Origin of the sequence: Xanthomonas sp. CFBP 8445, assembly GCF_025666235.1 — a bacterium.
Classification (GTDB): Bacteria; Pseudomonadota; Gammaproteobacteria; order Xanthomonadales; family Xanthomonadaceae; genus Xanthomonas_A; species Xanthomonas_A indica.
Genome location: NZ_CP102594.1, coordinates 2,694,224 through 2,716,240, shown reverse-complemented (window position 1 = coordinate 2,716,240; position 22,017 = coordinate 2,694,224). Strand labels below are relative to the sequence as shown.

Annotated in this window: 18 protein-coding genes and 3 tRNA genes; 9 read left to right on the top strand and 12 right to left on the bottom strand. The window is 67.3% G+C overall.

Going from position 1 to position 22,017, the window contains the following annotated elements; all coding sequences use genetic code 11:
- Positions 1-116: 116 nt before the first annotated feature.
- From recA to NUG21_RS11510, 6 genes are all read left to right on the top strand, one after another.
- Positions 117-1,154 (top strand): recombinase RecA, encoded by a 1,038-nt coding sequence (gene recA / locus NUG21_RS11535; RefSeq protein WP_160946567.1) that lies wholly within the window; start codon positions 117-119, stop codon positions 1,152-1,154.
- Positions 1,155-1,272: 118 nt separating this feature from the next.
- Positions 1,273-1,764, top strand: coding sequence for a recombination regulator RecX (gene recX / locus NUG21_RS11530; protein ID WP_019797330.1), 492 nt, complete (start codon positions 1,273-1,275; stop codon positions 1,762-1,764).
- A gap of 106 nt (positions 1,765-1,870) precedes the next feature.
- Positions 1,871-4,522 (top strand): alanine--tRNA ligase, encoded by a 2,652-nt coding sequence (alaS, locus tag NUG21_RS11525; protein WP_263390923.1) that lies wholly within the window; start codon positions 1,871-1,873, stop codon positions 4,520-4,522.
- A gap of 136 nt (positions 4,523-4,658) precedes the next feature.
- Positions 4,659-4,871, top strand: coding sequence for a carbon storage regulator CsrA (csrA, locus tag NUG21_RS11520; RefSeq protein WP_010341308.1), 213 nt, complete (start codon positions 4,659-4,661; stop codon positions 4,869-4,871).
- An 81-nt stretch (positions 4,872-4,952) separates the two neighbouring features.
- Positions 4,953-5,045 (top strand) — tRNA-Ser (locus tag NUG21_RS11515).
- 1,473 nt (positions 5,046-6,518) lie between these two features.
- On the top strand, positions 6,519-6,980 hold the full coding sequence (locus tag NUG21_RS11510) for a hypothetical protein (RefSeq protein ID WP_263390922.1): 462 nt from the start codon (positions 6,519-6,521) through the stop codon (positions 6,978-6,980).
- 609 nt (positions 6,981-7,589) lie between these two features.
- Here the strand turns inward: NUG21_RS11510 and NUG21_RS11505 are convergent.
- The 5 genes from NUG21_RS11505 to NUG21_RS11485 form a co-directional block, all read right to left on the bottom strand.
- Positions 7,590-8,186, bottom strand: coding sequence for a hypothetical protein (locus NUG21_RS11505; RefSeq protein ID WP_263390921.1), 597 nt, complete (start codon positions 8,184-8,186; stop codon positions 7,590-7,592).
- A 613-nt stretch (positions 8,187-8,799) separates the two neighbouring features.
- Positions 8,800-8,970 (bottom strand): CsbD family protein, encoded by a 171-nt coding sequence (locus tag NUG21_RS11500; protein WP_019797255.1) that lies wholly within the window; start codon positions 8,968-8,970, stop codon positions 8,800-8,802.
- Positions 8,971-9,270: 300 nt separating this feature from the next.
- Complete coding sequence (locus tag NUG21_RS11495) at positions 9,271-9,822, bottom strand: CPBP family intramembrane glutamic endopeptidase (RefSeq protein ID WP_263393070.1); 552 nt, start codon at positions 9,820-9,822, stop codon at positions 9,271-9,273.
- Positions 9,823-10,590: 768 nt separating this feature from the next.
- Positions 10,591-12,729, bottom strand: a complete 2,139-nt coding sequence (glgX, locus tag NUG21_RS11490; RefSeq protein ID WP_263390920.1) for a glycogen debranching protein GlgX — start codon at positions 12,727-12,729, stop codon at positions 10,591-10,593.
- 216 nt (positions 12,730-12,945) lie between these two features.
- On the bottom strand, positions 12,946-13,647 hold the full coding sequence (locus NUG21_RS11485) for a pirin family protein (RefSeq protein WP_263390919.1): 702 nt from the start codon (positions 13,645-13,647) through the stop codon (positions 12,946-12,948).
- A 149-nt stretch (positions 13,648-13,796) separates the two neighbouring features.
- Here NUG21_RS11485 and NUG21_RS11480 point away from each other — a divergent pair, with 149 nt between their 5' ends.
- From NUG21_RS11480 to NUG21_RS11470, 3 genes are all read left to right on the top strand, one after another.
- Positions 13,797-14,732, top strand: coding sequence for a LysR substrate-binding domain-containing protein (locus NUG21_RS11480; protein ID WP_263390918.1), 936 nt, complete (start codon positions 13,797-13,799; stop codon positions 14,730-14,732).
- Positions 14,733-14,867: 135 nt separating this feature from the next.
- Complete coding sequence (locus tag NUG21_RS11475; RefSeq protein ID WP_263390917.1) at positions 14,868-15,857, top strand: DedA family protein/thiosulfate sulfurtransferase GlpE; 990 nt, start codon at positions 14,868-14,870, stop codon at positions 15,855-15,857.
- Positions 15,858-16,194: 337 nt separating this feature from the next.
- A complete protein-coding gene (locus tag NUG21_RS11470) occupies positions 16,195-16,989 on the top strand; it encodes an SDR family NAD(P)-dependent oxidoreductase (protein WP_263393069.1) in 795 nt (264 codons plus the stop codon).
- A gap of 228 nt (positions 16,990-17,217) precedes the next feature.
- Here the strand turns inward: NUG21_RS11470 and NUG21_RS11465 are convergent.
- From NUG21_RS11465 to NUG21_RS11435, 7 genes are all read right to left on the bottom strand, one after another.
- Positions 17,218-17,294: transfer RNA gene (locus NUG21_RS11465), tRNA-Arg, on the bottom strand.
- Positions 17,295-17,465: 171 nt separating this feature from the next.
- Positions 17,466-17,542 (bottom strand) — tRNA-Arg (locus NUG21_RS11460).
- 62 nt (positions 17,543-17,604) lie between these two features.
- Positions 17,605-18,471 (bottom strand): alpha/beta hydrolase family protein, encoded by an 867-nt coding sequence (locus NUG21_RS11455; RefSeq protein WP_242080954.1) that lies wholly within the window; start codon positions 18,469-18,471, stop codon positions 17,605-17,607.
- The gene (gene thiD, locus NUG21_RS11450; RefSeq protein WP_242080953.1) at positions 18,468-19,277 is read right to left on the bottom strand and encodes a bifunctional hydroxymethylpyrimidine kinase/phosphomethylpyrimidine kinase; all 810 of its coding nucleotides are present in this window, start codon (positions 19,275-19,277) and stop codon (positions 18,468-18,470) included. Before thiD ends, NUG21_RS11455 begins: the two co-directional genes overlap by 4 nt.
- 47 nt (positions 19,278-19,324) lie before the next feature.
- A complete protein-coding gene (locus tag NUG21_RS11445) occupies positions 19,325-19,993 on the bottom strand; it encodes a YoaK family protein (protein ID WP_160946578.1) in 669 nt (222 codons plus the stop codon).
- A gap of 84 nt (positions 19,994-20,077) precedes the next feature.
- A complete protein-coding gene (locus NUG21_RS11440) occupies positions 20,078-20,572 on the bottom strand; it encodes a hypothetical protein (RefSeq protein ID WP_242080952.1) in 495 nt (164 codons plus the stop codon).
- Positions 20,569-21,969: a PhoH family protein gene (locus tag NUG21_RS11435; protein WP_160946580.1), complete on the bottom strand. Its 1,401-nt coding sequence runs from the start codon at positions 21,967-21,969 to the stop codon at positions 20,569-20,571. The genes NUG21_RS11440 and NUG21_RS11435 overlap by 4 nt, the downstream gene beginning before the upstream one ends.
- Positions 21,970-22,017 lie beyond the last annotated feature (48 nt).

The window sequence follows — 22,017 nt, the reverse complement described above, 5'->3', positions numbered from 1 at the left end:
AGCCCGGTGCGGACGAATTATTTTCATCTCGCCACGCACTGTCTCAGTCCGTGCGATACCAGGCCCTTACATTGACCTCACTCCGCAAATCCTCCTCACCTTCCAAGGACACCACAATGGACGAGAACAAGAAGCGCGCGCTCGCTGCCGCCCTGAGCCAGATCGAGAAGCAGTTCGGCAAGGGCTCGGTGATGCGGATGGGCGATCGCGTCATCGAAGCGGTGGAAGTGATCCCGACCGGCTCGCTGATGCTGGACATCGCGCTGGGCATCGGCGGCCTGCCGAAGGGCCGCGTGGTCGAGATCTACGGTCCGGAATCCTCGGGCAAGACCACCCTGACCCTGCAGGCCATCGCCCAGTGCCAGAAGAACGGCGGCACCGCCGCGTTCATCGACGCCGAGCACGCGCTGGACCCGATCTACGCCGCCAAGCTGGGCGTCAACGTCGACGAGCTGCTGCTGTCGCAGCCGGACACCGGCGAGCAGGCGCTGGAAATCGCCGACATGCTGGTGCGCTCGGGCTCGGTGGACATCGTGGTGGTCGACTCGGTCGCCGCGCTGACCCCGAAGGCCGAAATCGAAGGCGAGATGGGCGACCAGTTGCCGGGTCTGCAGGCGCGCCTGATGAGCCAGGCGCTGCGCAAGCTCACCGGCAACATCAAGCGCTCCAACACCCTGGTGATCTTCATCAACCAGTTGCGCATGAAGATCGGCGTGATGATGCCGGGCCAGAGCCCGGAAACCACCACCGGCGGCAACGCGCTGAAGTTCTATGCCTCGGTGCGCCTGGACATCCGCCGCATCGGTGCGATCAAGAAGGGCGACGAGATCATCGGTAACCAGACCAAGATCAAGGTCGTCAAGAACAAGCTGGCGCCTCCGTTCAAGCAGGTCATCACCGAAATCCTCTACGGCGAAGGCATCAGCCGCGAGGGCGAGCTGATCGACATGGGCGTGGAAGCCAAGCTGGTCGAGAAGGCCGGTGCCTGGTACAGCTACGGCAGCGAGCGCATCGGCCAGGGCAAGGACAACGCCCGTGGTTACCTGCGCGACAACCCGCAGGTCGCGGCCAAGCTGGAAAGCGAGCTGCGCGAGAAGTTCCAGCCCACGGAGATCGCCCCGAGCGAGGCCGAGGCGGAAGACGACGACGCGTAACGGTTTTCTGCCGGGGGAGCGGTGGAGTCAGTGCCGCTCGTCTCCCTCGGCAGTCTTGAGCAAGCCAGGAGGGCGCGCGCCAGGGACGGCGCATTTTTCAGAGTAGGGTGGCTGGCGCATGAGCGACGAGCACGCGCAGGAACCACGCCGGCGTCGCCGGCAAGCGGAGCAGACGCCGCTGCAGAAAGCGCTGGGCCTGCTGGTACGGCGCGAGCATTCGCGCAAGGAACTGACCCGCAAGCTGCGCGCGCGCGGCGTGGAGGCCGAGGCCGCCGCCGAGGCGGTGGAGCGCCTGAGCGGCGAGGGCTGGCAGGACGATGGCCGCTTCGCCGAACTGCTGGTGCGCAGTCGCGCCGGGTCCGGCTACGGCCCTCTGCATATCCGTGCCGAGCTCGGTACCCACGGCCTGGACAGCGAGGCCATCGCCACCGCGATGGGCGCTTTCGAAGGCGACTGGACCGAAAACGCCCGCGATCTGGTGCGGCGCCGCTTCGGCGCTGCCGGGGCGATGGACTTGCCGCAGCGGCGCAAGGCCGCCGATCTGCTGGCACGGCGTGGCTTCGATGGCGACAGCATCCGCGCCGCGGTCCGCGACGCTACGGAGGACTGAGCGGGCCGGGCCTGCTACCCTTGGCGAGTTGTCTTGTCCGGTTTCCGTGGCGCCCTCATCTAGGAGGGAGTTGCCGGAAGCCCGTCCGCTCGTCTATAGCCAGCCCATGAACGCACCCGCCAAATTCTCCACCTCCCAGATCCGCAGCGACTTCCTCGACTTCTTCAAGGGGAAGGGCCATACCATCGTGCCGTCCGCGCCGCTGGTGCCCGGCAACGACCCGACGCTGCTGTTCACCAATTCCGGCATGGTGCAGTTCAAGGACGTGTTCCTGGGCGCCGAGAAGCGCAGCTACGTGCGCGCGGCGGACGTGCAGCGCTGCCTGCGCGCCGGTGGCAAGCACAACGACCTGGATTCGGTCGGCTACACCGCGCGCCACCACACCTTCTTCGAAATGCTCGGCAACTGGTCGTTCGGCGACTACTTCAAGAAGGACGCCATCGCCTGGGCCTGGGAACTGCTGACCCAGGTCTGGAAGCTGCCGGCCGAGCGGCTGCTGGTCACCGTCTATCACACCGACGACGAGGCCTATGCCTTGTGGCGCGACATGATCGGCGTACCCGCCGAGCGCATCGTGCGCATCGGCGACAACAAGGGCGCGCCGTACGCCTCGGACAACTTCTGGCAGATGGCCGACACCGGTCCCTGCGGCCCGTGCACCGAGATCTTCTACGACCACGGCGCGCACATCGCCGGCGGTCCTCCGGGCTCGCCGGACGAAGACGGCGATCGCTTCATCGAGATCTGGAACCTGGTGTTCATGCAGTTCGACCGCCAGCCCGACGGCACCCTGGTGCCGCTGCCGGCGCCCTGCGTCGATACCGGCATGGGCCTGGAGCGCCTGGCGGCGATCCTGCAGCACGTGCACACCAACTACGAGATCGACCTGTTCCAGACGCTGATCCGCAAGGCCTCCGAGCTGACCGGCACCGCCGACCTGGAGAACAAGTCGCTGCGTGTGATCGCCGACCATATCCGTGCCTGCGCGTTCCTGATCGTCGACGGCGTGTTGCCGTCCAACGAAGGCCGCGGCTACGTGCTGCGCCGGATCATCCGCCGCGCCCTGCGCCATGGCTGGATGCTCGGCGTGCGCCAGCCGTTCTTCAGCAAGCTGGTGCCGACACTGGTGGAACTGATGGGCGAGGCCTATCCGGAGCTGACTGCGGCCCAGGACACCGTGCTGCGCGCCCTGCAGGCCGAGGAGGAGCGCTTCGCCGAAACCCTCGATGCCGGCATGAAGATCTTCGAGGACGTCGCCGCCAAGGCGCAGGGCGGGGTGATCGCCGGCGAAGATGCCTTCCGCCTTTACGACACCTACGGCTTCCCGCTGGACCTGACCCAGGACATCGCCCGCGAGCGCGACCTGCGCGTGGACGAGCAGGGCTTCGAGACGGCAATGGACGAGCAGCGCCGGCGGGCGCGCGAAGCCGGCAAGTTCGGCGGTGGCGTGCAGCTGCCGGCGGACCTGGTGGCGACCCTGGCCCCGACCGTGTTCCTGGGTTACGACAGCCTGCAGGCCGACGGCCTGCGCGTGGTCGCCCTGCTCAAGGACGGTCGCCCGGTACAGTCGGTCCATGCCGGCGACGCAGTCATCGTGCTGACCGACAAAACGCCTTTCTATGCCGAATCCGGCGGCCAGGTCGGCGATCTCGGCACACTGACCGCCGCCGGCACCCGCCTGACGGTCACCGACACGCAGAAATTCGCCGGCCAGTTCCATGGCCATGTCGGCACGCTGGAAGAAGGCAGCCTGAAGATCGGCGACGTGCTGGCCGGCCAGGTCGATGCCGAGCGCCGCGGCGCCACCATCCTCAACCACTCCGCGACGCACCTGCTGCATGCCGCACTGCGCGAAGTGCTGGGCACCCATGTCCAGCAGAAGGGGTCGCTGGTGGCGCCGGATCGCCTGCGTTTCGACTTCTCGCATTTCCAGCCGATCGGGGCCGAGGAACTGGCGCTGATCGAGCGCAAGGTCAATCAGCAGGTCCGGGCCAACAACGCCGCCGAAGTGCATCAGATGGGCATGCAGGAGGCGCTGGATTTCGGCGCCATGGCGCTGTTCGGCGAGAAGTACGGCGAGCGCGTGCGTGTGCTCAAGATGGGCGACTACTCCACCGAACTGTGCGGCGGTACGCATGTCGGGCGCACCGGCGACATCGGCCTGTTCAAGATCACCAGCGAAGGCGGCGTCTCCGCTGGCGTGCGCCGCATCGAGGCGGTGACCGGGCAGGGCGCGCTGGACTACGTGGCGGCCGAGGAGGCCCGGCTGCGCGAGGCGGCCGACCTGGTCGGCGGCAACAGCCACGACGTGGTCGACAAGATCCGCCAGCTCGGCGACCGCTACAAGCGCATGGAGCGCGAACTGGAGGCGCTGAAGGCCAAGCTGGCGTCCGGTGCCACCGCCGACCTGGCCGGTTCGGCGGTCGACGTCGCCGGCGTGAAGGTGCTGGCGGTGCGGCTGGAAGGCTTCGACGCCAAGGCCCTGCGCGAGGCCATGGATCGCCTGAAGCAGCAGTTGGGCGACAGCGTGATCGTGTTGGCCGGCGCCAACGAGGGCAAGGTTGCCCTGGTGGCAGGCGTGAACGGCAGCCCAATGGGGCGGGTCAAGGCCGGGGAACTGTTGAGCCACATCGCCGGTCAGATCTCGGGCAAGGGCGGCGGCCGCCCGGACCTCGCCCAGGGTGGTGGCGAGGACGGGCCCGCCCTTGCCCCTGCGCTCGCCGGCGTCCCGGCCTGGGTCAAGCAACATCTCCCCTGAACACCCGAGCCGCGTGCCTTGCTGGCAAGGCGCGGCTTCCCGTAACATCACCCCTCTTTTCCCTTTCATTATGGGGCGTGCCGCAGCGCGGGCGCCGTGCCGGTGAGACCCACCGGTTCCCTGGAGAATTCAAACAATGTTGATCCTGACTCGCCGGGTAGGCGAAACCTTGATGATCGGCGATTCGGTCACCGTGACGGTGCTTGGGGTCAAGGGCAATCAAGTGCGCATCGGCATCACCGCGCCGAAGGACGTGGCGGTGCATCGCGAAGAGATCTACCAGCGCATCCAGCGCGGCGACGAGCCGAACTCGCACGGCGGCGGTCACGGCGATCAATCTGCCGATTGATGCGTCAAAAGGGTTTACCTGAGCCCCCACAACCCGGTATTCTTCGCGCCCGGTCGCGGAATATCCGCAGCGCATAAATCCGGAGTGATGCCCGAGTGGCTGAAGGGGCTCCCCTGCTAAGGGAGTATAGGGTCAAAAGCTCTATCGAGGGTTCGAATCCCTCTCACTCCGCCAGTGTCAAAGAAACGCCCGCAAATCAACGATTTGCGGGCGTTTTTCTTTTCGGCCATCTTGGACACTCGCTTGGAACTTCCATGCGAGTCGCGCACTCCTGACGTGCGGCGAGACCGTCGCTACTGCGCTTGTTTGCGCGTTCCTGCTGAGCTGCAGGCGCGCTTTGAACGCGAGAGCGGCAGCGCAGTCAGTACCGTGCGACCTGCGATCGTGCTGCACTCGACGATGCGGTGCCGCTTGTCGTCTGCTGTGCCCACGCTCAAGCCGTTACGGCGCATCCGTAACGGGACAAGCCGCATGGGGCGGCGCTAAGGAATCGTTGCGGCGGCGGAAGGACGTGTCATCGCGCGCGGACCTCAAGTGCGTGCAGCCACCAGCAGAGCCTGTGCGGGCCGGTGGAGAGAAGAGACCAAGGCTCGGTCGCTGCTTCGGCAACTGGCGACGCGGCAATCGTGCCGCTTCCCGTGCCTTCGTCTAGCGTTCGCCTCGCTTCCCTCGTGCAAGGTCATCGTGTCCATCGGCGAGGGCCCTCTGGTCGGCGTGACCTCCGCCATCGCGATAGATGACGGTCAACATCCGAGACAGGTGCCCGCCATGACAATCGTCCGTAAGACTCGCGGGCTCAGGGCTGTCCAGCGCTGTACGTCGTCAACTGGCATGAGGGCAAGCAGATCGTGTTGCCGAACGAGCTTGCATGGAAAGACTTCTCGCATTGGTTCTTGCGCCAGACGGCGCGGAGGCATGTTCCTGCCTGTATCGGTGCCGGGCTCTCGCGTGCACGAAGCGCATTGAGGCATGCAAAGCGCACCACTACCTGCGAGGCGGCTTCTCTGCACGCGTCCTGGGCTGGCAGCGCAAAAGCAGTGGGTAAGGAGCCCCTGCAGCATGTGCTCAGCTGTGGTCCGATCTAGCGCATCTTCGGCCCGGATATCTCGCGCAGTTGAAGAACGGCGCGACGCGGTGGATCGCGCTCCATCACACGCATGTCTGCTCTATGCGTGGCGCACAAGCGCTCGACTTTTTCTGCAGATGTTCCAGCGACAGCAGTTCAGTGCCATCGATACCTGGACATGCTGCAAGACTTGGCCAGAACAGGGCGCGTTCGACCGCAAGCGCGTGGTGGCCTATCACTGCGCGCGGCAATCCTCATGGGCATTCTCGTGATTGACTAGGTGAGTAACGACGAACGCTCATCTCGGGTCAGCAAGAGCATGCGTGGACTCACCGTTGTGGCCCATGGCCATCTCCTCGCGAAAAGAGAGCGCGTGCTGCACTGAGTTTCCATGGTGCTGCTTGCATGAAGTTCGTTCGGTCGCTCCAGCTAGGCCTGATGACAGCGCACCTTTGGCAGGCACGCGATGAAGACGGCCGTGTGCGATCGAGCAGGCAACTTCGCATTGACCAATGCGGCCGCTCTCCTAAAAATGTGCACACCGCAGAACTGCGGCGTTTCGTTCCTACTATGGTATCCGGATGCAATCACACAAGATTCGTTTCATCATCATCGCGGTGCTCTGCTTTGGCATGACAGTTGCCAGCGTGGTCACCTTCTTGAGTCGACCATCGGCTGTGCCGGACAGGCTGCTCGAGTCGAGTGGGACGGTGGGCTCGGTGCACGCATCGCATAGCAAGTCAAGGTTGCAAAGCGTCAACTTTACCGTGGCACCCGCGGGTGACGAATTCAAGTATTCCAGCATCCTTCCAGGTATCGATCCGCTGTGGAATGAGATCAGGGCAGGAGCACCGGTGCGCGTCACCTTTTCCGAAGAAGACGGCGAGCGCGAAGTGTGGGGATTGCGGCTGGGCGATCGCGTGTTTGTGACGCCGGACCAAGCGCTGCAAGCGCGGCGCGAAAACGGCAAAAACGGGATCATCTTCGGGCTGCTCGCATTGGTGGGGGCGGGGTACTTCCTGCATCTCGCTCGCAAGGCATAACCAACGCCAAGGGCGGTTGGAGAATGGCAGTATCGGGGCTTCTCTTCTCTTGGGAAGACGCCTCATGGCGCAGCGGTGCGTTCTCGAGTCGAGGCGCTTGTAGCCAGGCCGAAGCCGGATGGCGCTCGCGGCAAGCGAGCGCCTTCTGCACGGGTTCCTTTTGGTCGCCCGAAAGCTCACCTGGACCTTTCATTGGTGTAGCGCATTCCCTCAAAACGTGGCGAGGGTGGCGTCTGCTCCACTCGTTGCGCGTTCCTGTCGAGCGGCGAGTGCATTGCGGCTGCAAGGCCATAACGCGCAGCACCGGCGTGACATGCGACCGCGCCCGCCTGGCGGGTTAAGCCTCAACATCCCTGTTGCGCCGCCGGCCGCGCATTGCGTACTTCAGCGGGCTTGCCGTGATCGTGCGCAGTGGAGTCGCATCAAGGTTGGGTCGCTCACGTCACCTTCGACGGATGGACGGCAGTGACGCATCTGGGTGGCTTCGCTTGGGCGGCGGATGGTCGCTACGTCTGGGCAGGTGCTGCAGGCATGGCGAAAACGGCCAGTTCGGTGGCATCGGCAGCGGCGATGATTTGATCCTGCCTGCCGCGCCACACGGGCTTGCTTTCAGTTGCCCGGGTCGAGGGTCATCATGATGTGGCTGATGTTTCCATGTTCAAGCTGAAAAGAGATTCGCTTATTGCCGGCTTCATAATACCGCCAGTGCTGATCGTCTCTGTCATCTGCCGTGCCTGGGCCATACTTTCCGATCAGCACATTCTGCGTATCGCCTACCGTGACGCCCCCGGCTGTTTTGATCGCGGGTGCGGTGATGGTGATCTGCGCAATCATGTAGCTGTCAATGTCGCGCTGCGCTGTTTGCCAGAATAAGTTGGCAGTGTGGATTTCGAAGCCGGCATACCGGTGCTGGTAGTACCTGTAGCTGGTGTCCCCAGCAGGCACATCTCCCACGAAGCTTTCGCTGATCTGAGCGCCTGCCTGCTTCCTGATCTGGTCGGTCCAGCTTTCACCGAGGGCGAAAGCATGGCTGTTGATTTCCACGGTGAAATCATTGGTCGTTATTTCGGCGGGTGCTGCGCCCGTTGCTGCCGCCGCAGTCATGCCGGCCTGGGTGGCAGCAAGTAGAAAAAAGAGCAAACGTGTTGCGCCTCTGGGTGAGGCGGTAATGGCGATCGATGGTTTAATTGAGGCGAGGAGCATCATCGGTAGATTTGTGTTCGGAAAAGCTGCCGAACATTATCGGGTTGCTGGCTCAGGCCAGGCAACGCGCGGCGGATGACATGGTGTCGTTATCGTGGAGGCGATCGCGAGCACTGCCACGTCTCGCAGTCGCTTCCACGTCAGCAGCGACTCCTGGGCGATGTCATGAGGCGCCACTGCGTGTGGCACTGCGGCGTACGTCTGCACCTGGAGTGACGCCACTGCGCGTGGACGGGCGTGCAGCATGCAGTTCCGGCGCGAACTGCCGCCGTGACGATCTTCGTGCGAATGCGATTAGTGGTGCAGTTGGGCTGCTTACGGACCTAGTCGAGCGCGCAGTGCACCAGATCGTTGTGGACGCGGTCCACCAGCTTGGAGGTGAGCGTGCTGGTGTTTGCTCGCCATGCGCGTCGCCGACCGACTGGTGTGACGGCATAGCTGATTGCATGGCGGCAATGTTCGATACGTCGGTCGATTCGCAATTGCCCTAGAGGCCTGAGCAAATCCAGAGAGTCCAATGCGCAGAGCAAATCGGCAAACCAGAGAGTCGGCAAGCTGACGCCGCTAGCAGAAGCTCCCCAGCCACGCACGGCAGGGGAGCACCAAGGCCTGGAACTCAGCCACGCGCGTGGTCGCGCGCCTTGCCGACTTCGCTCTGTACCTTGCCGGCGTTCTTCTGCATCTTGCCTTCGACTTCCTTCATCTTGTTGCCGGTCACCTTGCCGGCGACTTCCTTGACGGTGCCCTTGATCTGGTTCTTGGCGCCTTCGGTACGATTCTTGTCCATCGTTGACTCCGCAGTAGGGATGCCCTCAAGTGGGCATCGCCAAACTGAGCGCCGGCCGGTAGCGCCCGAGTGAAAATCGAGCCGATGCGCACGCGCCATTTAGGCGGCGGACGGGTTGCGCGCTGACGCCTGCGCTATTCATCAAACGCGTCATGGCGCATTCCTCGTGCGGGAGTGCTTAGGGTCTTGCGCCGGACGGCACAGGGATAGCGGCGCGATCTTCCGTCCTCCAGCTACGAGCGGAGCCGTTCGTCAGCATCGGCAGGCCGATCGGCGGCCTGCGTCTGCGCCTGCGCTGCGTCAGTACCAGCCGAGATACAGGGTGGTCACGCCCCAGGTGTCGATCAGGCCGTGCGCGAGGATCATCGCCCACAGGTTGCGCCGGGAACGCAGATAGGCATACCCGAACATCATGCCGACCACGCCTGTCAGCAGGATGCCGGAGGCGCCTTGCGCGGCGTGCATCAGGCCGAACACCACGCCGCCGGCCAGTGCGGCGATCCAGCGGCCGCCGCGCAGCCGCCCGAACAGGGCATCGAGCTGGTGCATGAGGAAGGCGCGGAACACCAGTTCTTCGCCGAGTGCCGCGCTCAGCCATGCCGCGCCGATCAAGTGGGTCGTGGCCTGGACGTTGCCTTTGAGCGCGCCGTAGGCGCTGTAGTCGGTCTTGTGTCCGGTGATGGCATCGATCAGCGGTTGCAGCACCGGCGTGACGAAGCCGACGGTCAGCAGCACCAGCAGGGCCGTCCAGCCGATCACGGACAGCAGGCGAGGGCGCGCGACACCGCAGGCCGCGGGCGAGCGCGTCTCGAGCCACACCAGGGCGAGACCGAGCAGGCCGACCACCGGCATCCGCCAGGGAAACGGCAGCCATGGGTAGAACGCCAGCGCGAGAATTGCGGCGCTCAGCGCGATGCGCAGCAACGGGTGGCGCATGACGGCGATGCCGTGAGCTGGCGGGAAGGTGCTGTGTTGAGTCGAGTCGCGCATGCCGGATGGGGAAGCGGGTGGGCGCTCAGCGTAACGAGCTTGCGCCCTCCAACACTGTGCCAAAGGCCATGCAGGCCAATTGCACCTGCACTGCGGCGGCGCTGTGGTAGCGCGACGCGATGTCGTGTCACTGGCGCAGCGGCGTGGCAGCGCCGGCATCCGTGCCGTGCAGAGATAAGCTGAAAACCGAGCGCGCTCTTTCAGCAGTTCTTCGCTGTCAGCAGCGGGTGCTGCATCGTGGTTTCGGTGCGAGGCGTCTTTGGAGTCAGACGCGGCTGGCGCTTGCCGGATGTGGCGGGTTCTGCACGCAAGTGACCGGGTTCGACCGCGGCGCTACCACGCACCGCCGCAATTCTCGCGAGGCGGGATGACTGCATTGCGCTCCGCGAGACGAGTCGTGGGCACGACCAGGCAACGATTCACATTGGCAGTCGCGCGCACGCATGGAGCGGACCTGCGCATGCAGTCCATGCTGCGTCCGTCGAAGCGCAGCTGACGCTGAGGTCTACGCGGCGAGGCGTCAGCCGTGCTGCCGTGCTGTCGGTCATGTGCACAGACACGACTTCGCCGCCAGCATCGCATGCTGGCGGCGAAGGGCAAAAAGCTGTCAATGCGCGACGCGGCGTGGGATCACGCCGACGCAGGCGCCTGACACTCGAACACGCTGACGCTGCGCGGCGGAGCCAGGAACTCGCTGGCACCGGCCGGCATGCTGTCGACCTGCAGCGCGTCGTCGGTGGACAGCACCAGCTTCCAATGCGTTTCCTCTTCCGAGGAGGGCAGCACGAAGCTCACTCCCTCGTGGTAGGCATTGATGACGATCAGCAAGGTGTGGTCGTTGGCCAGCTCCTTGACGCCGGAGGTCTGCGCCTTGCCTTCCAGCAGCAGGCCAACCGAACGCGCGCCGGCGTCGGTCCAGTGCGCCTCGTCCATCTCGGTGCCGCCGGGATTGAGCCAGGTGAGATCGCGCACGCCGGCTTCCTCGTTGTACTGGCCGTTGAGGAAGCGCCCGCGGGTGAGGATCGGGTAGCGCCGGCGCAGCGCGGTCAGCGCTTTCACGAACGCGGTCAGGCGACCCTCGCTCGGGTCGCGTTCCCAGTCGATCCAGGTGATCTCGTTGTCCTGGCAATAGGTGTTGTTGTTGCCGCCCTGGGTCTGCGCGCGTTCGTCGCCGGCCAGCAGCATCGGCGTGCCTTGCGACAGCAGCAGCGTCGCCAGCAGGTTCTTCATCTGCCGCTCGCGCAGTTGCAGGATGCCGGTGTCGTCGGTCTCGCCCTCTACGCCGTAATTGCAGGAGCTGTCGTGATCGGAGCCGTCGCGATTGTCCTCGCCGTTGGCGTCGTTGTGCTTGCCGTTGTAGCTGACCAGGTCGTGCAGGGTGAACCCGTCGTGCGCGGTGATGAAGTTCACCGAGGCCCACGGGCGCCGCCCGCGCCGGTCGAACAGGTCGGCCGAGCCGGTGAAGCGGGTGGCGAATTCGGCGAGCTTGCCGTCGTCGCCCTTCCAGAACGCGCGGGCGTTGTCGCGGAACTTGTCGTTCCACTCCGACCAGCCCGGCGGGAAGTGGCCGACCTGGTAGCCGCCGGGGCCGCAGTCCCAGGGTTCGGCGATCAGCTTGACCTGCGACAGCAGCGGATCCTGGTTGCAGGCGTCGAGGAAGCCGCCGCGCTGGTCGAAGCCGGTGGGCTCACGGCCGAGGATGGTGGCCAGGTCGAAGCGGAAGCCGTCCACGTGCATTTCGCCGGCCCAGTAGCGCAGCGAATCGTTGACGAACTGGATCACCCGCGAGTTGCTCAGGTTGAGCGTGTTGCCGGTGCCGGTGTCGTTGATGTAGTAGCGCTTGTCCTCGGCCAGGCGGTAGTAGCTGGCGTTGTCGATGCCACGGAAGGACAGGGTGGGACCCAGTTCGCTGCCCTCGGCGGTGTGGTTGTAGACCACGTCCAGGATCACCTCCAGGCCCTGGCGGTGCATGGCCTTGACCATGTCGCGGAACTCGTCGCGGTGGCCGCTGGCGAGGTAGCGCGACTTGATCGCGAAGAAGCCGAGGGTGTTGTAGCCCCAGTAGTTGCGCAGGTCCTTGTCGAGCAGGTGCTGGTCGTCGAGGTAGGCGTGGACCGGCAGCAGCTCCACGGCGCTGACGCCCAGTTCCTTGATGTAGCGCAGCACCGGTTCCTGCGCCAGCCCGGCGCAGGTGCCGCGCAGCTCGTCCGGCACCTGCGGATGGCGCATGGTGTAGCCGCGCACATGGGTTTCGTAGACCAGGGTCTGGTTCCACGGCGTCAGCAGGCGCTGGTCGTCTTCCCAATCGTAGGTGTCCTCGACCACCACGCACTTGGGCATGAACGGGGCGCTGTCGCGCTCGTCGAAGCTCAGGTCGCCGTCCGGGTGGCCGACGGTGTAGCCGTACAGCTCGTCGGCCCAGATCAGGTCGCCCTCGAGTTCGCGGGCATAGGGATCGAGCAGCAGCTTGTTGGGATTGAAGCGGTGGCCTTCGCTGGGGGCGTAGGGGCCATGCACGCGATAGCCGTAGCGCTGACCGGGCTTCACGTCGGGCAGGTAGCCATGCCAGATTTCGTTGGTGTATTCGGGCAGGTCCAGGCGCGTCTCGGTGCCGGCCTCGTCGAACAGGCACAGCTCCACGCGGGTGGCGTGCGCCGAGAACAGGGCGAAGTTGGTGCCCTGTCCGTCGAACACGGCGCCGCGCGGAAAGGGACGCCCTTCGCGGATACGCGAGGGGGTGGCATAGGCGGCGCTGGTGGGGTGGCGCATCGGCAGGCTCTCGGCCGGCATACCGGCAATAGGGGAGGGAGAGCGGAAGCATTGCCGCGGAGGCCGTGCAGGACGCGTTACGGGGTGCCGAGGGTGGCGTGAGCACACCGGGAGTGCGGGGCGCAGCGACGCCGTGGCGCCGCCGCGCGGTCCGATCGCGCGCGGTCGCGGTCGTGGCCCGGTCCATGGCCCCGGCCACGACCTGGGCTGCAGCGTTCAGCGCGGCAGGTCGAACAGCAGGAACTCGCTGTCCTGGGCGTCGGCGAACTGCAGGCTGGCCTCGTCGACCGCCTGGAGGGCGTCGCCGGCCTGCAGGGTCTGGCCATTGACGGTCAGGGTGCCGCGCACCACCTGCACATAGGCGCCGCGCCCGGCCGCCAGCGGATAGTCCAGGTGCGCGTCGCCGTCGAGGATCGAGGCGTAGATGCGCGCGTCCTGATGGATGCGCACCGCACCGTCCTCGCCCTGCGGGGCCGCGATCAGCCGCAACTGGCCGCGCTTGCTGTCCGGCGCGAAGTGCTTCTCCTCGTAGCCCGGCTCGATTCCGGCGCGCTCGGGCATCACCCAGATCTGCAGGAAGTGCACCGGCTCACTGGCCGAATGGTTGAACTCGCTGTGGGTGACCCCGGAGCCGGCGCTCATGCGCTGCACGTCGCCATAGCGCAGCACCGAGCCGTTGCCCATGCTGTCCTTGTGCTCCAGCGCGCCGTCGACCACGTAGGACAGGATCTCCATGTCGCGATGGGCGTGGGTGCCGAAGCCCTCGCCGGGCTGCACGCGGTCTTCGTTGATCACCCGCAGCGGCCCGAAGCCCATGTGGCGCGGGTCGTGGTAGTGACCGAAGGAGAAGGTGTGGCGCGAGGACAGCCAGCCGTGTTCGGCGCGGCCACGGGTGTTGGCGGGGCGGATCTGCAGCATGGGAGGCTCCTTGGTGACATTGATGTGCAAGTGGATCGAAAGCGCCGTTTGCATTGATTTCGCGTGCGCTCCGGCTTGGAAACAAGTATCCGCGCTGTCGCCGGGTTTGAAAAACGGATAGATTCGGCATCCATCATCGAAAAATTCGAATGCTCAAGCTCAGCCTCGATGCCCTGCAGATCCTCGACGCCATCGACCGTCGCGGCTCGTTCTCGGCCGCCGGCAAGGCCTTGCACAAGGTGCCGTCGACCATCTCCTACACGGTCGCCAAGCTGGAGGAGGACCTGGGCGTGCAACTGTTCGAGCGCCTGGGGCCGAAGGCGGTGCCGACTGCCGCAGGCGCCGAACTGCTGCGCGAAGGCCGCCATCTGCTGCGCGCGGCCGGCGACCTGGAGCTGCGCGTGCGCCGCGTCGCCTCAGGCTGGGAGACCGAGTTCGCGCTGGGCCTGGATGCGGTGTTCGCGCCGGAGTGCCTGGCGCAGGACATGGCGGCGTTCTACGCGGTTGCCGACCGCACCCGCTTGCGGGTGGTGCAGGAATCGTTGTCCGGCACCTGGGAGGCGCTGCTGGACCGGCGGGTGGATCTGCTGGTCGGGGCGGCCGGCGAAGGCCCCAGCGGCGGCGGCTACGTGGCCGAGCCGCTCGGCACGCTGCCGTTCGTGTTCGCGGTCGCGCCCGGCCACCCGCTGGCGCAGGCGCCGGAACCGCTCAGCCGCAGCCAGTTGAGTGCGCATCGCGCGATCGCGGTGGCGGATTCGGCGCGGCGGCTGCTGCCGCGCACGGTCGGGCTGCTGTTCGGCCAGGACGCGCTGACCGTGCCTGACATGCGCAGCAAGTACCGGTTGCAGCTGGCCGGGCTCGGCTTCGGCTTCCTGCCCGAGCCCTATGCGCGCGCGGCGCTGGCGCGGGGCGCGCTGGTGCGCAAGGCCGTGGAGGAGCCGAAGCCGGACGAGGTGTTCCAGTTGGCCTGGCGCAGCGGCGAGGAGGGCGCGGCGCTGGCCTGGTGGCGTGCGCGCATGCGCCAGCCGGGCGTATTCGCGGCATGGTTGGCGCAGATGGCGGCGCGGCTGGACGAGGGCGGGTGATGCACGTCGGGCACCGGCAACGCTGCAGGGTGGCGATGGATGGGTCTGTTCCGCCGGTGATGCCGTCGCGCCCATGCGCGCCGCGGATGCCGGGAGGATAATGCGCGGCATCCTCTTCTCTCCGCCCGCCATGCCATGCAGGACCTGATCGCGCGCTACGGACTCGGGCTGGTCTTCGTCAACGTCCTGGCCTTGTCGCTGGGCCTGCCGGTGCCGGCGCTGCCCACGCTGATCCTGGTCGGCGCGACCTATGCGCTGCTCGATGGGGCGGCGATGTGGAGCGCATTGCTGGGCGCCTTGTCGGTGTCGATCGTGGCCAGCCTGCTCGGCGACCTGCTGTGGTTCGGCGCCGGCCGTCGCTACGGCAACCGCACGCTGCAGTCGTTGTGCCGGCTGTCGCTGTCGCGCGACACCTGCATGAAGCGCACCGAGCGCTTCTACTCGCGCTGGGGCGTGCGCGTGCTGGCGGTGGCCAAGTTCGTGCCCGGCCTGTCGATGGTGTCGGTGCCGATGGCCGGCGCCATGCGCGTGCGTCCTGCAGCCTTCCTGCGCTACGACGCGCTGGGCGCGGCGCTGTGGGCCGGTGGCGGCTTGTTGCTGGGTCTGTGCTTCGCCGACCAGGTGCAGGACTTGCTGGACTGGCTGAGCCTGCTCGGCAGGCGCGCGGCGCTGCTGCTGGTCGGCCTGTTGGCGCTGTACATCGGTTACCGCGCCTGGCGCCGGCATACGCTGCGCAAAGCGATGGAGACCCTGCGCATCGACGTCGACGCGCTGCATGCGCTGCTGCAGAGCGAGACGCCGCCGCTGCTGCTGGACATTCGCGCCCCGGGCTACCGCACGCTGGAGCCGTACGCCATCCCCGGCGCACTGGAAGTGGACGAGCGTCAGGTCGAGGCACTGGTCGCGCGCTTGCCGCGCGATCGCACGATCGTCATCTACTGCGCCTGCCCGAACGAGGTCTCGGCCGCGGTACTGGCCAAGCGCCTGCGCCAGCACGACTTCGAGGATGTGCTGCCGCTGCGCGGTGGCCTGGAGGCGTGGCGTGCGGCGGGTCATCCGCTGGTTGCGCTGGGCCCCGCTGCTGCAGTGGCGCCACCGCCGAAAGGCAACACGATCGCGGCGTGAGTCGCCGCAGCGCGAGCGTCATGCGTTCCAGTGACATCACGAGGCGCAGGCGCATGCGTGCCCGTCGATGCCGGCGCGTGGCTCGTCTGCAGGCGTAGGCGAGGTGGGCAGGGGCGCCCGTCATGCCCTGATACGCTCGATCCTTCCGCCTGCGTCGCCCGCATCCTGCTGGCATGGCCGAGCAGGCGTGGCGACCAGGGTGCGTTCACTTGCTCGCCCACGGATGCGTCCATGATCCGGCGACGGCAACACCGGCGCGGCAAGCCCGTGTCGGGTGGCGATCCCGCAAGGGCGTCGCAGCGGATCCTCACCCTCACCCTCATGCATGGAGACAGCCATGAAGATCGATCTATCCGGGAAAACCGCCCTCGTCACCGGTTCCACCGCCGGCATCGGCTTCGGGATCGCCAAGGGGCTGGCCGCGGCGGGCGCCGAAGTGGCGCTGAACGGCCGCGACGAGGCCCGCACCCAGGCGGCGGTTGCCGCACTCAAGCGCGATGTCCCCGCTGCCAGCGTGCGCGCCGTGGCGGGCGACGTGGCGACCTCAGCCGGCTGCGATGCGATCGTCGCGGCGCTTCCTGCGGTCGATATCCTGGTCAACAACGCAGGCATCTTCGGGATGCAGGATTTCTTCGACACGCCCGACGCGGAGTGGGAGCGCTTCCTGGCGGTGAACGTGATGTCCGGCGTGCGCCTGTCGCGCGCGTACCTGCCGCGGATGGCGGACAAGGGCTGGGGACGCGTGCTGTTCGTCTCCTCGGAGTCCGGACTCAATATCCCGGTCGAAATGATCCACTACGGGGTCACCAAGACGGCCGATCTCGCCCTGGCGCGCGGATTGGCCAAGCGCATGGCCGGTACCGGCGTCACCGTGAATGCCATCCTGCCGGGGCCGACGCTGACCGAGGGCGTCGCGGCCATGCTGGCCGAGCAGGTGGAGCAGTCCGGCAAGCCGCTGGAAGAGGTCGCCGCCGATTTCGTGAAGGCGCATCGTGCCAGCTCGATCATCCGCCGCGCCGCCACCGTGGAGGAGGTCGCCAATCTCTGCGTCTACGTCGCCTCGCCGCAGGCATCTGCCACCACCGGTGCGGCGCTGCGCGTCGACGGTGGCGTGGTGGACACCATCGCCTGAGTCGGTTGGCGGCCTCGGCGTTCGCGCAGGCGAGGGCGAGGCGGTGTGCAAGCTGCGTCGCGTTCTGGAGTGCGCGTCGGTGGTGCGGACGCCCGTGTGCGAGACGGGCGCCGTGATCGGCGCAACGCCACGGTGCGGATGCGTCACCGGTCCCTGCGCGCGGCGTGCAAATCGCCAAAGCGCAGGCAAAAAAAACGACAAGCGCTGGCTTGTCGTTTTTGATCTGACTGGTGCGCCCGGAGAGATTCGAACTCCCGACCGCCTGGTTCGTAGCCAGGTACTCTATCCAACTGAGCTACGGGCGCGTTGTCAGGCGCGGGATTATTCACGAGTTGCGGCGATTCGTCTACACCTGCGTGTCGTCGGCATGACCAATCGCGAGCGAATGCGCTGCCGCAGCCTGTCCTGATGCGATCGCGGTGCCGCGACAGAGCAAAAAAAAACGACAAGCGGTGGCTTGTCGTTTTTCATCTGACTGGTGCGCCCGGAGAGATTCGAACTCCCGACCGCCTGGTTCGTAGCCAGGTACTCTATCCAACTGAGCTACGGGCGCGTCGTCAGGAGCGGAATTATGCGGGAGCCGATCTGGCCCGTCAATGCTCTTTGCGAAAAATTTCACGGGCCCTCGGCCAGCAGCGCCACGGCCACCGCCGCGGGGCGCTTCATCCAGGCGAAATGGTCGGCGGCCGTGCCCAGCTGCGCGGCGTCCAGGCAGCGGATCTGCGCTGTCGGCGTGGCCAGCTTGTCCAGCAGGCCGCGCAGCGAGGATTCCGGCGCCAGCCAGTCGTCCTGCAGCACCACGCCGCGCAGCGGCAGCGTCAGGTGCGCCAGGCGTGCGTCCAGATCGGTCGCCAGGCCGGCCGCGGCGTAGCGGCCGCTTCGGCCCACGCGCGCCCAGTCGGCGATCAGGCCGCGCGCTTCGGTGCCGCCGAAGCCGAGACGGCGGCCGTGCAGCACGCCTTGCCGCTGCGCCAGCCACGGCAGCAGGCGGTATGCCAGCGGCAGCAGATAGCCGCGCGGCGCGGGGAAACGGCGCCAGTACGGGGTGCCGCTGGCCACCAGCCACAACGCGGCGAAGGCCTGCGGCTGCAGGCCGGCATAGCAACAGGCGAGCTGTCCGCCCAGGCTGTGGCCGCCGACGAGCAGCGGCGCCGCGATCCCATGCCCGGCGATCGCCGCCTGGCTGGCGGGCAGGTCCAGTTGCAGCAACGCGCGATACCCCCAGTCGCATTGCCGCGACGGCCGCAGTGTGCTGCTGCCGTTGCCGCGCCATTCGTGCAGGAACACGGCGACACCGTGCGCGGCCAACACGTCGGCAAACGGCAGGTAGTGACGCGCGGCCACGCCCAGCGCCGGCAGCCACAGCAGCGCCTGCCGCGGCGCGTCGGGCACGCGCGCCAGCAAGGTCCAGCGATGGCCGTCGGCCGCGGCGACGGGCAGGGCGTGTTCGGCGATTGGCGAGCCGATGGGTACGGCGCTCATGGGCCGCGCGCCGCGCCGAAGTGATCCAGCACCGCGACGTCGCCGCGGCCGGGGCGGTAGCTGCCGTGCAGCGCACGCGCCACGTAGTCGATCGCCGCTTCGCAGGCGGCCGGCAGGGCCAGGCCCTGGCACAGTTGTGCGGCGATCGCCGCGGCCAGGGTGCAGCCGGTGCCGTGTGCCTCCAGCGCCAGCCGTGCATGGCTGAACTCGCTGCGGCTGACGCCGTCGTCGTAGCGGTCGATCACCCGCTGGCCTTCCTGCAGGTGGCCGCCCTTCAACAACACCGCCTGCGCGCCGGCCTCGAGCAGCGCGGCGGTGGCGTGCTCGGCGTCGTCGGCGTTGTCGATCGGGCGGCCGAGCAGCAACTGCGCTTCCGGCACGTTCGGCGTCACCAGCGTGGCCAGCGGCAACAGACGGCTGCGCAGCGCGTCCAAGGCGTCGTCCTGCAACAGCTTGGCGCCGCTGGTGGCCACCATCACCGGGTCCAGCACCACCCACGGCGGGCGGTACTCCTCCAGTGCATCGGCGACCAGGTGGATCACCTCGGCGTTGGCGAGCATGCCGAGCTTGACCGCGGCAATGTCGAAGTCGGCGAAGCAGGCGTCGATCTGCGCGCGCAGGAACGGCAGCGGCGGCACGTGCACCGCGGTGACGCCGCGGGTGTGCTGCGCGGTCAGCGCGGCGGCCGCCGCCAGCCCGTGCACGCGGTGCGCGGCGAAGGTCTTGAGATCGGCCTGGATGCCGGCGCCGCCGCCGGAATCGGTGCCGGCGATGCTCAGCGCGGAGACGACGGTGGGTTCGCTCATGCGCCGATTGTGCAGGGCTGGAGCGGGTTATGCACTCGGCCGCGCCATCAGCGCTCGCGGCTGCGGTAGTGCGCCTGCAGCGCGTACAGGATGCCGACCGTGCCGGTCAGCAGGGCGGGGCCGAGCAGTGCGTCGAAGCCGACCTGTCGGTAGGCCCAGGCGCCGAGCACGCCACCGCACAGGAAGCCGCCGATGATTAGCAGGCTCAGGCGGATGCGCCGGCGCGGCAGCGGCAGGCCGCGCAGCGCCTGGCCGATGCCGATGCCCAGGTCGGTGAACATGCCGGTCAGGTGGGTGGTGCGCACCACCGCGCCGCTGTAGATGGTGGTGGTGGCGTTCTGCAGGCCGCAGGCGATCGCGGCGAGCACGGCGCCGGCGAGTTGCTGCTGCTTGAACGCCTGCATCGCCGCCAGCAGCAACAGCGCTTCCAGCGCCAGCGCCACGCCGTAGCGGCGGCCCAGGCGCAGCCGGCTGTCCTGCACGATGAAGCCGCCCAGCATCGAGCCGCCGAGGAAGGCCAGGACCACGCCGACCAGCTGTGCGATCGCGCGCGCGTCGCCGTCGGCCAGCGCCGCGCCGAGCAGGGTGGTGGTGCCGGTGAGGTGGGTGACCGCCTGGTGCTCGAAGCCAAGATAGCCGACCACGTTGACCATGCCGGCGACGGCGGCGAGTGCGCCGGCGAACGCCCAGGCCCAGCGCGGCAGTTCCAGGTTCATGCCGCGCGCCGTGCAGCCGCGGCGCGGCGGCCGCGGTGTGCGGCGGCGCCGGTGCGCCGCCACTGGCGCCTGCCCGCGGCCATCTCAGCGTGCGCCGTTGACCGCGATCTCGGAGAAGCCGGCGCTGGCCGGATCGTAGACCGCGCCCCAGAAGCGGCCGCCGCCGCCGCAGGCGCGAACCGCATCGACCGTGGGATCGCGCTCGCTGGTGTCGTCCGGCGCGAAGGCATTGATGTAGATCGCTTGCTTGCCGCGGTACAGGATGCCGACGTACTGGCGATCCGACGCGGTGGGGTCGGCGATCTGCGGCTGCAGTTGCGCCAGGTGCGCCTCCATCTGCGCGATCTGTTCCGGGGTCGGGATCCAGTAGCCGGTGACTGCGCCATCCTGGCGCGCCGGGCTGTCGCGCGAGCAGGTGTCCAGCACCTGCGCGGCGGTGCTGTTGCGGGTGACGATCCACGACTGCCCGGCCTTGACCGCGGTCGGCACCGTGGCCGGCCCGCGCGCGGTGGCGCAGGCGCCGAGCAGGGCCATGGCCAGCGCCGCGCCGGCCAGGCGCATGCCGGCGGCCGCGTTCACAGGACCTCCGAGGCGTAGTCGGCCAGGCGCGAACGCTCGCCGCGACGCAGGGTGATGTGCGCGCTGTGCGGCCAGGCCTTGAAGCGGTCCACGGCGTAGGTCAGGCCGGAGGTGGTCTCGGTCAGGTACGGGGTGTCGATCTGCTCGACGTTGCCCAGGCACACGATCTTGGTGCCGGGGCCGGCACGGGTGATCAGCGTCTTCATCTGCTTCGGGGTCAGGTTCTGCGCTTCGTCCAGGATCAGGTAGCGCGACAGGAAGGTGCGCCCGCGCATGAAGTTCATCGAGCGGATCTTGATGCGGCTGGCGAGCAGGTCGTTGGTGGCCTGGCGGCCCCAGGTGCCGCCTTCCTGGGTGTGGGTGAGCACTTCCAGGTTGTCGGTGAGCGCGCCCATCCACGGCGTCATCTTCTCTTCCTCGGTGCCGGGCAGGAAGCCGATGTCCTCGCCGACGCTGACCGTGGCGCGGGTCATGATGATCTCGCGGTAGCGCTGCTGGTCCATGGTCTGCGCCAGGCCCGCGGCCAGCGCCAGCAGGGTCTTGCCGGTGCCGGCGGTGCCGAGCAGGGTGACGAAGTCGATTTCCGGATCCATCAGCGCGTTGAGCGCGAAGTTCTGCTCGCGGTTGCGCGCGGCGATGCCCCACACCGCGTGCTGGCCGCTGCGGAAGTCGTCGACCAGCGCCAGCGTCGCCTTGCGCTCGGCATTGACCTTGACCACGCGCAGTTCCACTTCGTCCTCGCCGGGCAGGTACAGGTACTGGTTCGGGTGCCAGTCCTCGTCGGCGGCCAGGGCGATCTCGTAGCAGGTGCGGCCCTTGTCGCTCCAGCTGCGCAGGTCCTGGTTGTGCTTCTGCCAGAAATCCTCGGGCAGTTCGATCGCGCCGGTGTAGAGCAGGCTGAAATCGTCGAGCGCGCGGTCGTTCTCGTAGTCCTCGGCGACCAGGCCGCTGATCGCGGCCTTGATCCGCAGGTTGATGTCCTTGGAGACCAGGATCACCGGGATGTCCGGGTGCTCCTCGCGCAGCGCCAGCACCGCGGCCAGGATCTTGTTGTCCGGCGCCACGGTGCCGAAACTGCGCCCCGGCTCGACCGGGCGCACCTGGAAGTACAGCCGGCCGATGCTGCCGGTGCTCTTGAGCTGGATGCCCTGCGGGTGGCTGAGCGGAATGCCGGATTCGATCTGCTCGGCGCCGGCGCCCTCGATCAGCTCGTTGAGAAAACGGCTGACCTGGCGCGCGTTGCGGCTGACTTCGGACATGCCCTTCTTGGCATTGTCCAGTTCCTCGATCACCTGCATCGGCAGGAACACGTCGTGTTCCTCGAACTTGAACAGCGCGGTCGGATCGTGCATCAGCACGTTGGTATCCAGCACGTAGATGCGCTTGCCTCGGGTCATCATGGATTCCTGAAAGAGGAGCAGGGACGAGCCATCGCTGCCTGCGGG

Excerpts from the sequence above, each read along its gene's own strand:
- recA (WP_160946567.1), top strand. The coding sequence starts at position 117 with ATGGACGAGAACAAGAAGCGCGCGCTCGCTGCCGCCCTGAGCCAGATC.
- recX (WP_019797330.1), top strand. The coding sequence starts at position 1,273 with ATGAGCGACGAGCACGCGCAGGAACCACGCCGGCGTCGCCGGCAAGCG.
- alaS (WP_263390923.1), top strand. The coding sequence starts at position 1,871 with ATGAACGCACCCGCCAAATTCTCCACCTCCCAGATCCGCAGCGACTTC.
- csrA (WP_010341308.1), top strand. The coding sequence starts at position 4,659 with ATGTTGATCCTGACTCGCCGGGTAGGCGAAACCTTGATGATCGGCGAT.
- NUG21_RS11510 (WP_263390922.1), top strand. The coding sequence starts at position 6,519 with ATGCAATCACACAAGATTCGTTTCATCATCATCGCGGTGCTCTGCTTT.
- NUG21_RS11505 (WP_263390921.1), bottom strand. The coding sequence starts at position 8,186 with ATGATGCTCCTCGCCTCAATTAAACCATCGATCGCCATTACCGCCTCA.
- NUG21_RS11500 (WP_019797255.1), bottom strand. The coding sequence starts at position 8,970 with ATGGACAAGAATCGTACCGAAGGCGCCAAGAACCAGATCAAGGGCACC.
- NUG21_RS11495 (WP_263393070.1), bottom strand. The coding sequence starts at position 9,822 with ATGCCGGTGGTCGGCCTGCTCGGTCTCGCCCTGGTGTGGCTCGAGACG.
- glgX (WP_263390920.1), bottom strand. The coding sequence starts at position 12,729 with ATGCGCCACCCCACCAGCGCCGCCTATGCCACCCCCTCGCGTATCCGC.
- NUG21_RS11485 (WP_263390919.1), bottom strand. The coding sequence starts at position 13,647 with ATGCTGCAGATCCGCCCCGCCAACACCCGTGGCCGCGCCGAACACGGC.
- NUG21_RS11480 (WP_263390918.1), top strand. The coding sequence starts at position 13,797 with ATGCTCAAGCTCAGCCTCGATGCCCTGCAGATCCTCGACGCCATCGAC.
- NUG21_RS11475 (WP_263390917.1), top strand. The coding sequence starts at position 14,868 with ATGCAGGACCTGATCGCGCGCTACGGACTCGGGCTGGTCTTCGTCAAC.
- NUG21_RS11470 (WP_263393069.1), top strand. The coding sequence starts at position 16,195 with ATGAAGATCGATCTATCCGGGAAAACCGCCCTCGTCACCGGTTCCACC.
- NUG21_RS11455 (WP_242080954.1), bottom strand. The coding sequence starts at position 18,471 with ATGAGCGCCGTACCCATCGGCTCGCCAATCGCCGAACACGCCCTGCCC.
- thiD (WP_242080953.1), bottom strand. The coding sequence starts at position 19,277 with ATGAGCGAACCCACCGTCGTCTCCGCGCTGAGCATCGCCGGCACCGAT.
- NUG21_RS11445 (WP_160946578.1), bottom strand. The coding sequence starts at position 19,993 with ATGAACCTGGAACTGCCGCGCTGGGCCTGGGCGTTCGCCGGCGCACTC.
- NUG21_RS11435 (WP_160946580.1), bottom strand. The coding sequence starts at position 21,969 with ATGACCCGAGGCAAGCGCATCTACGTGCTGGATACCAACGTGCTGATG.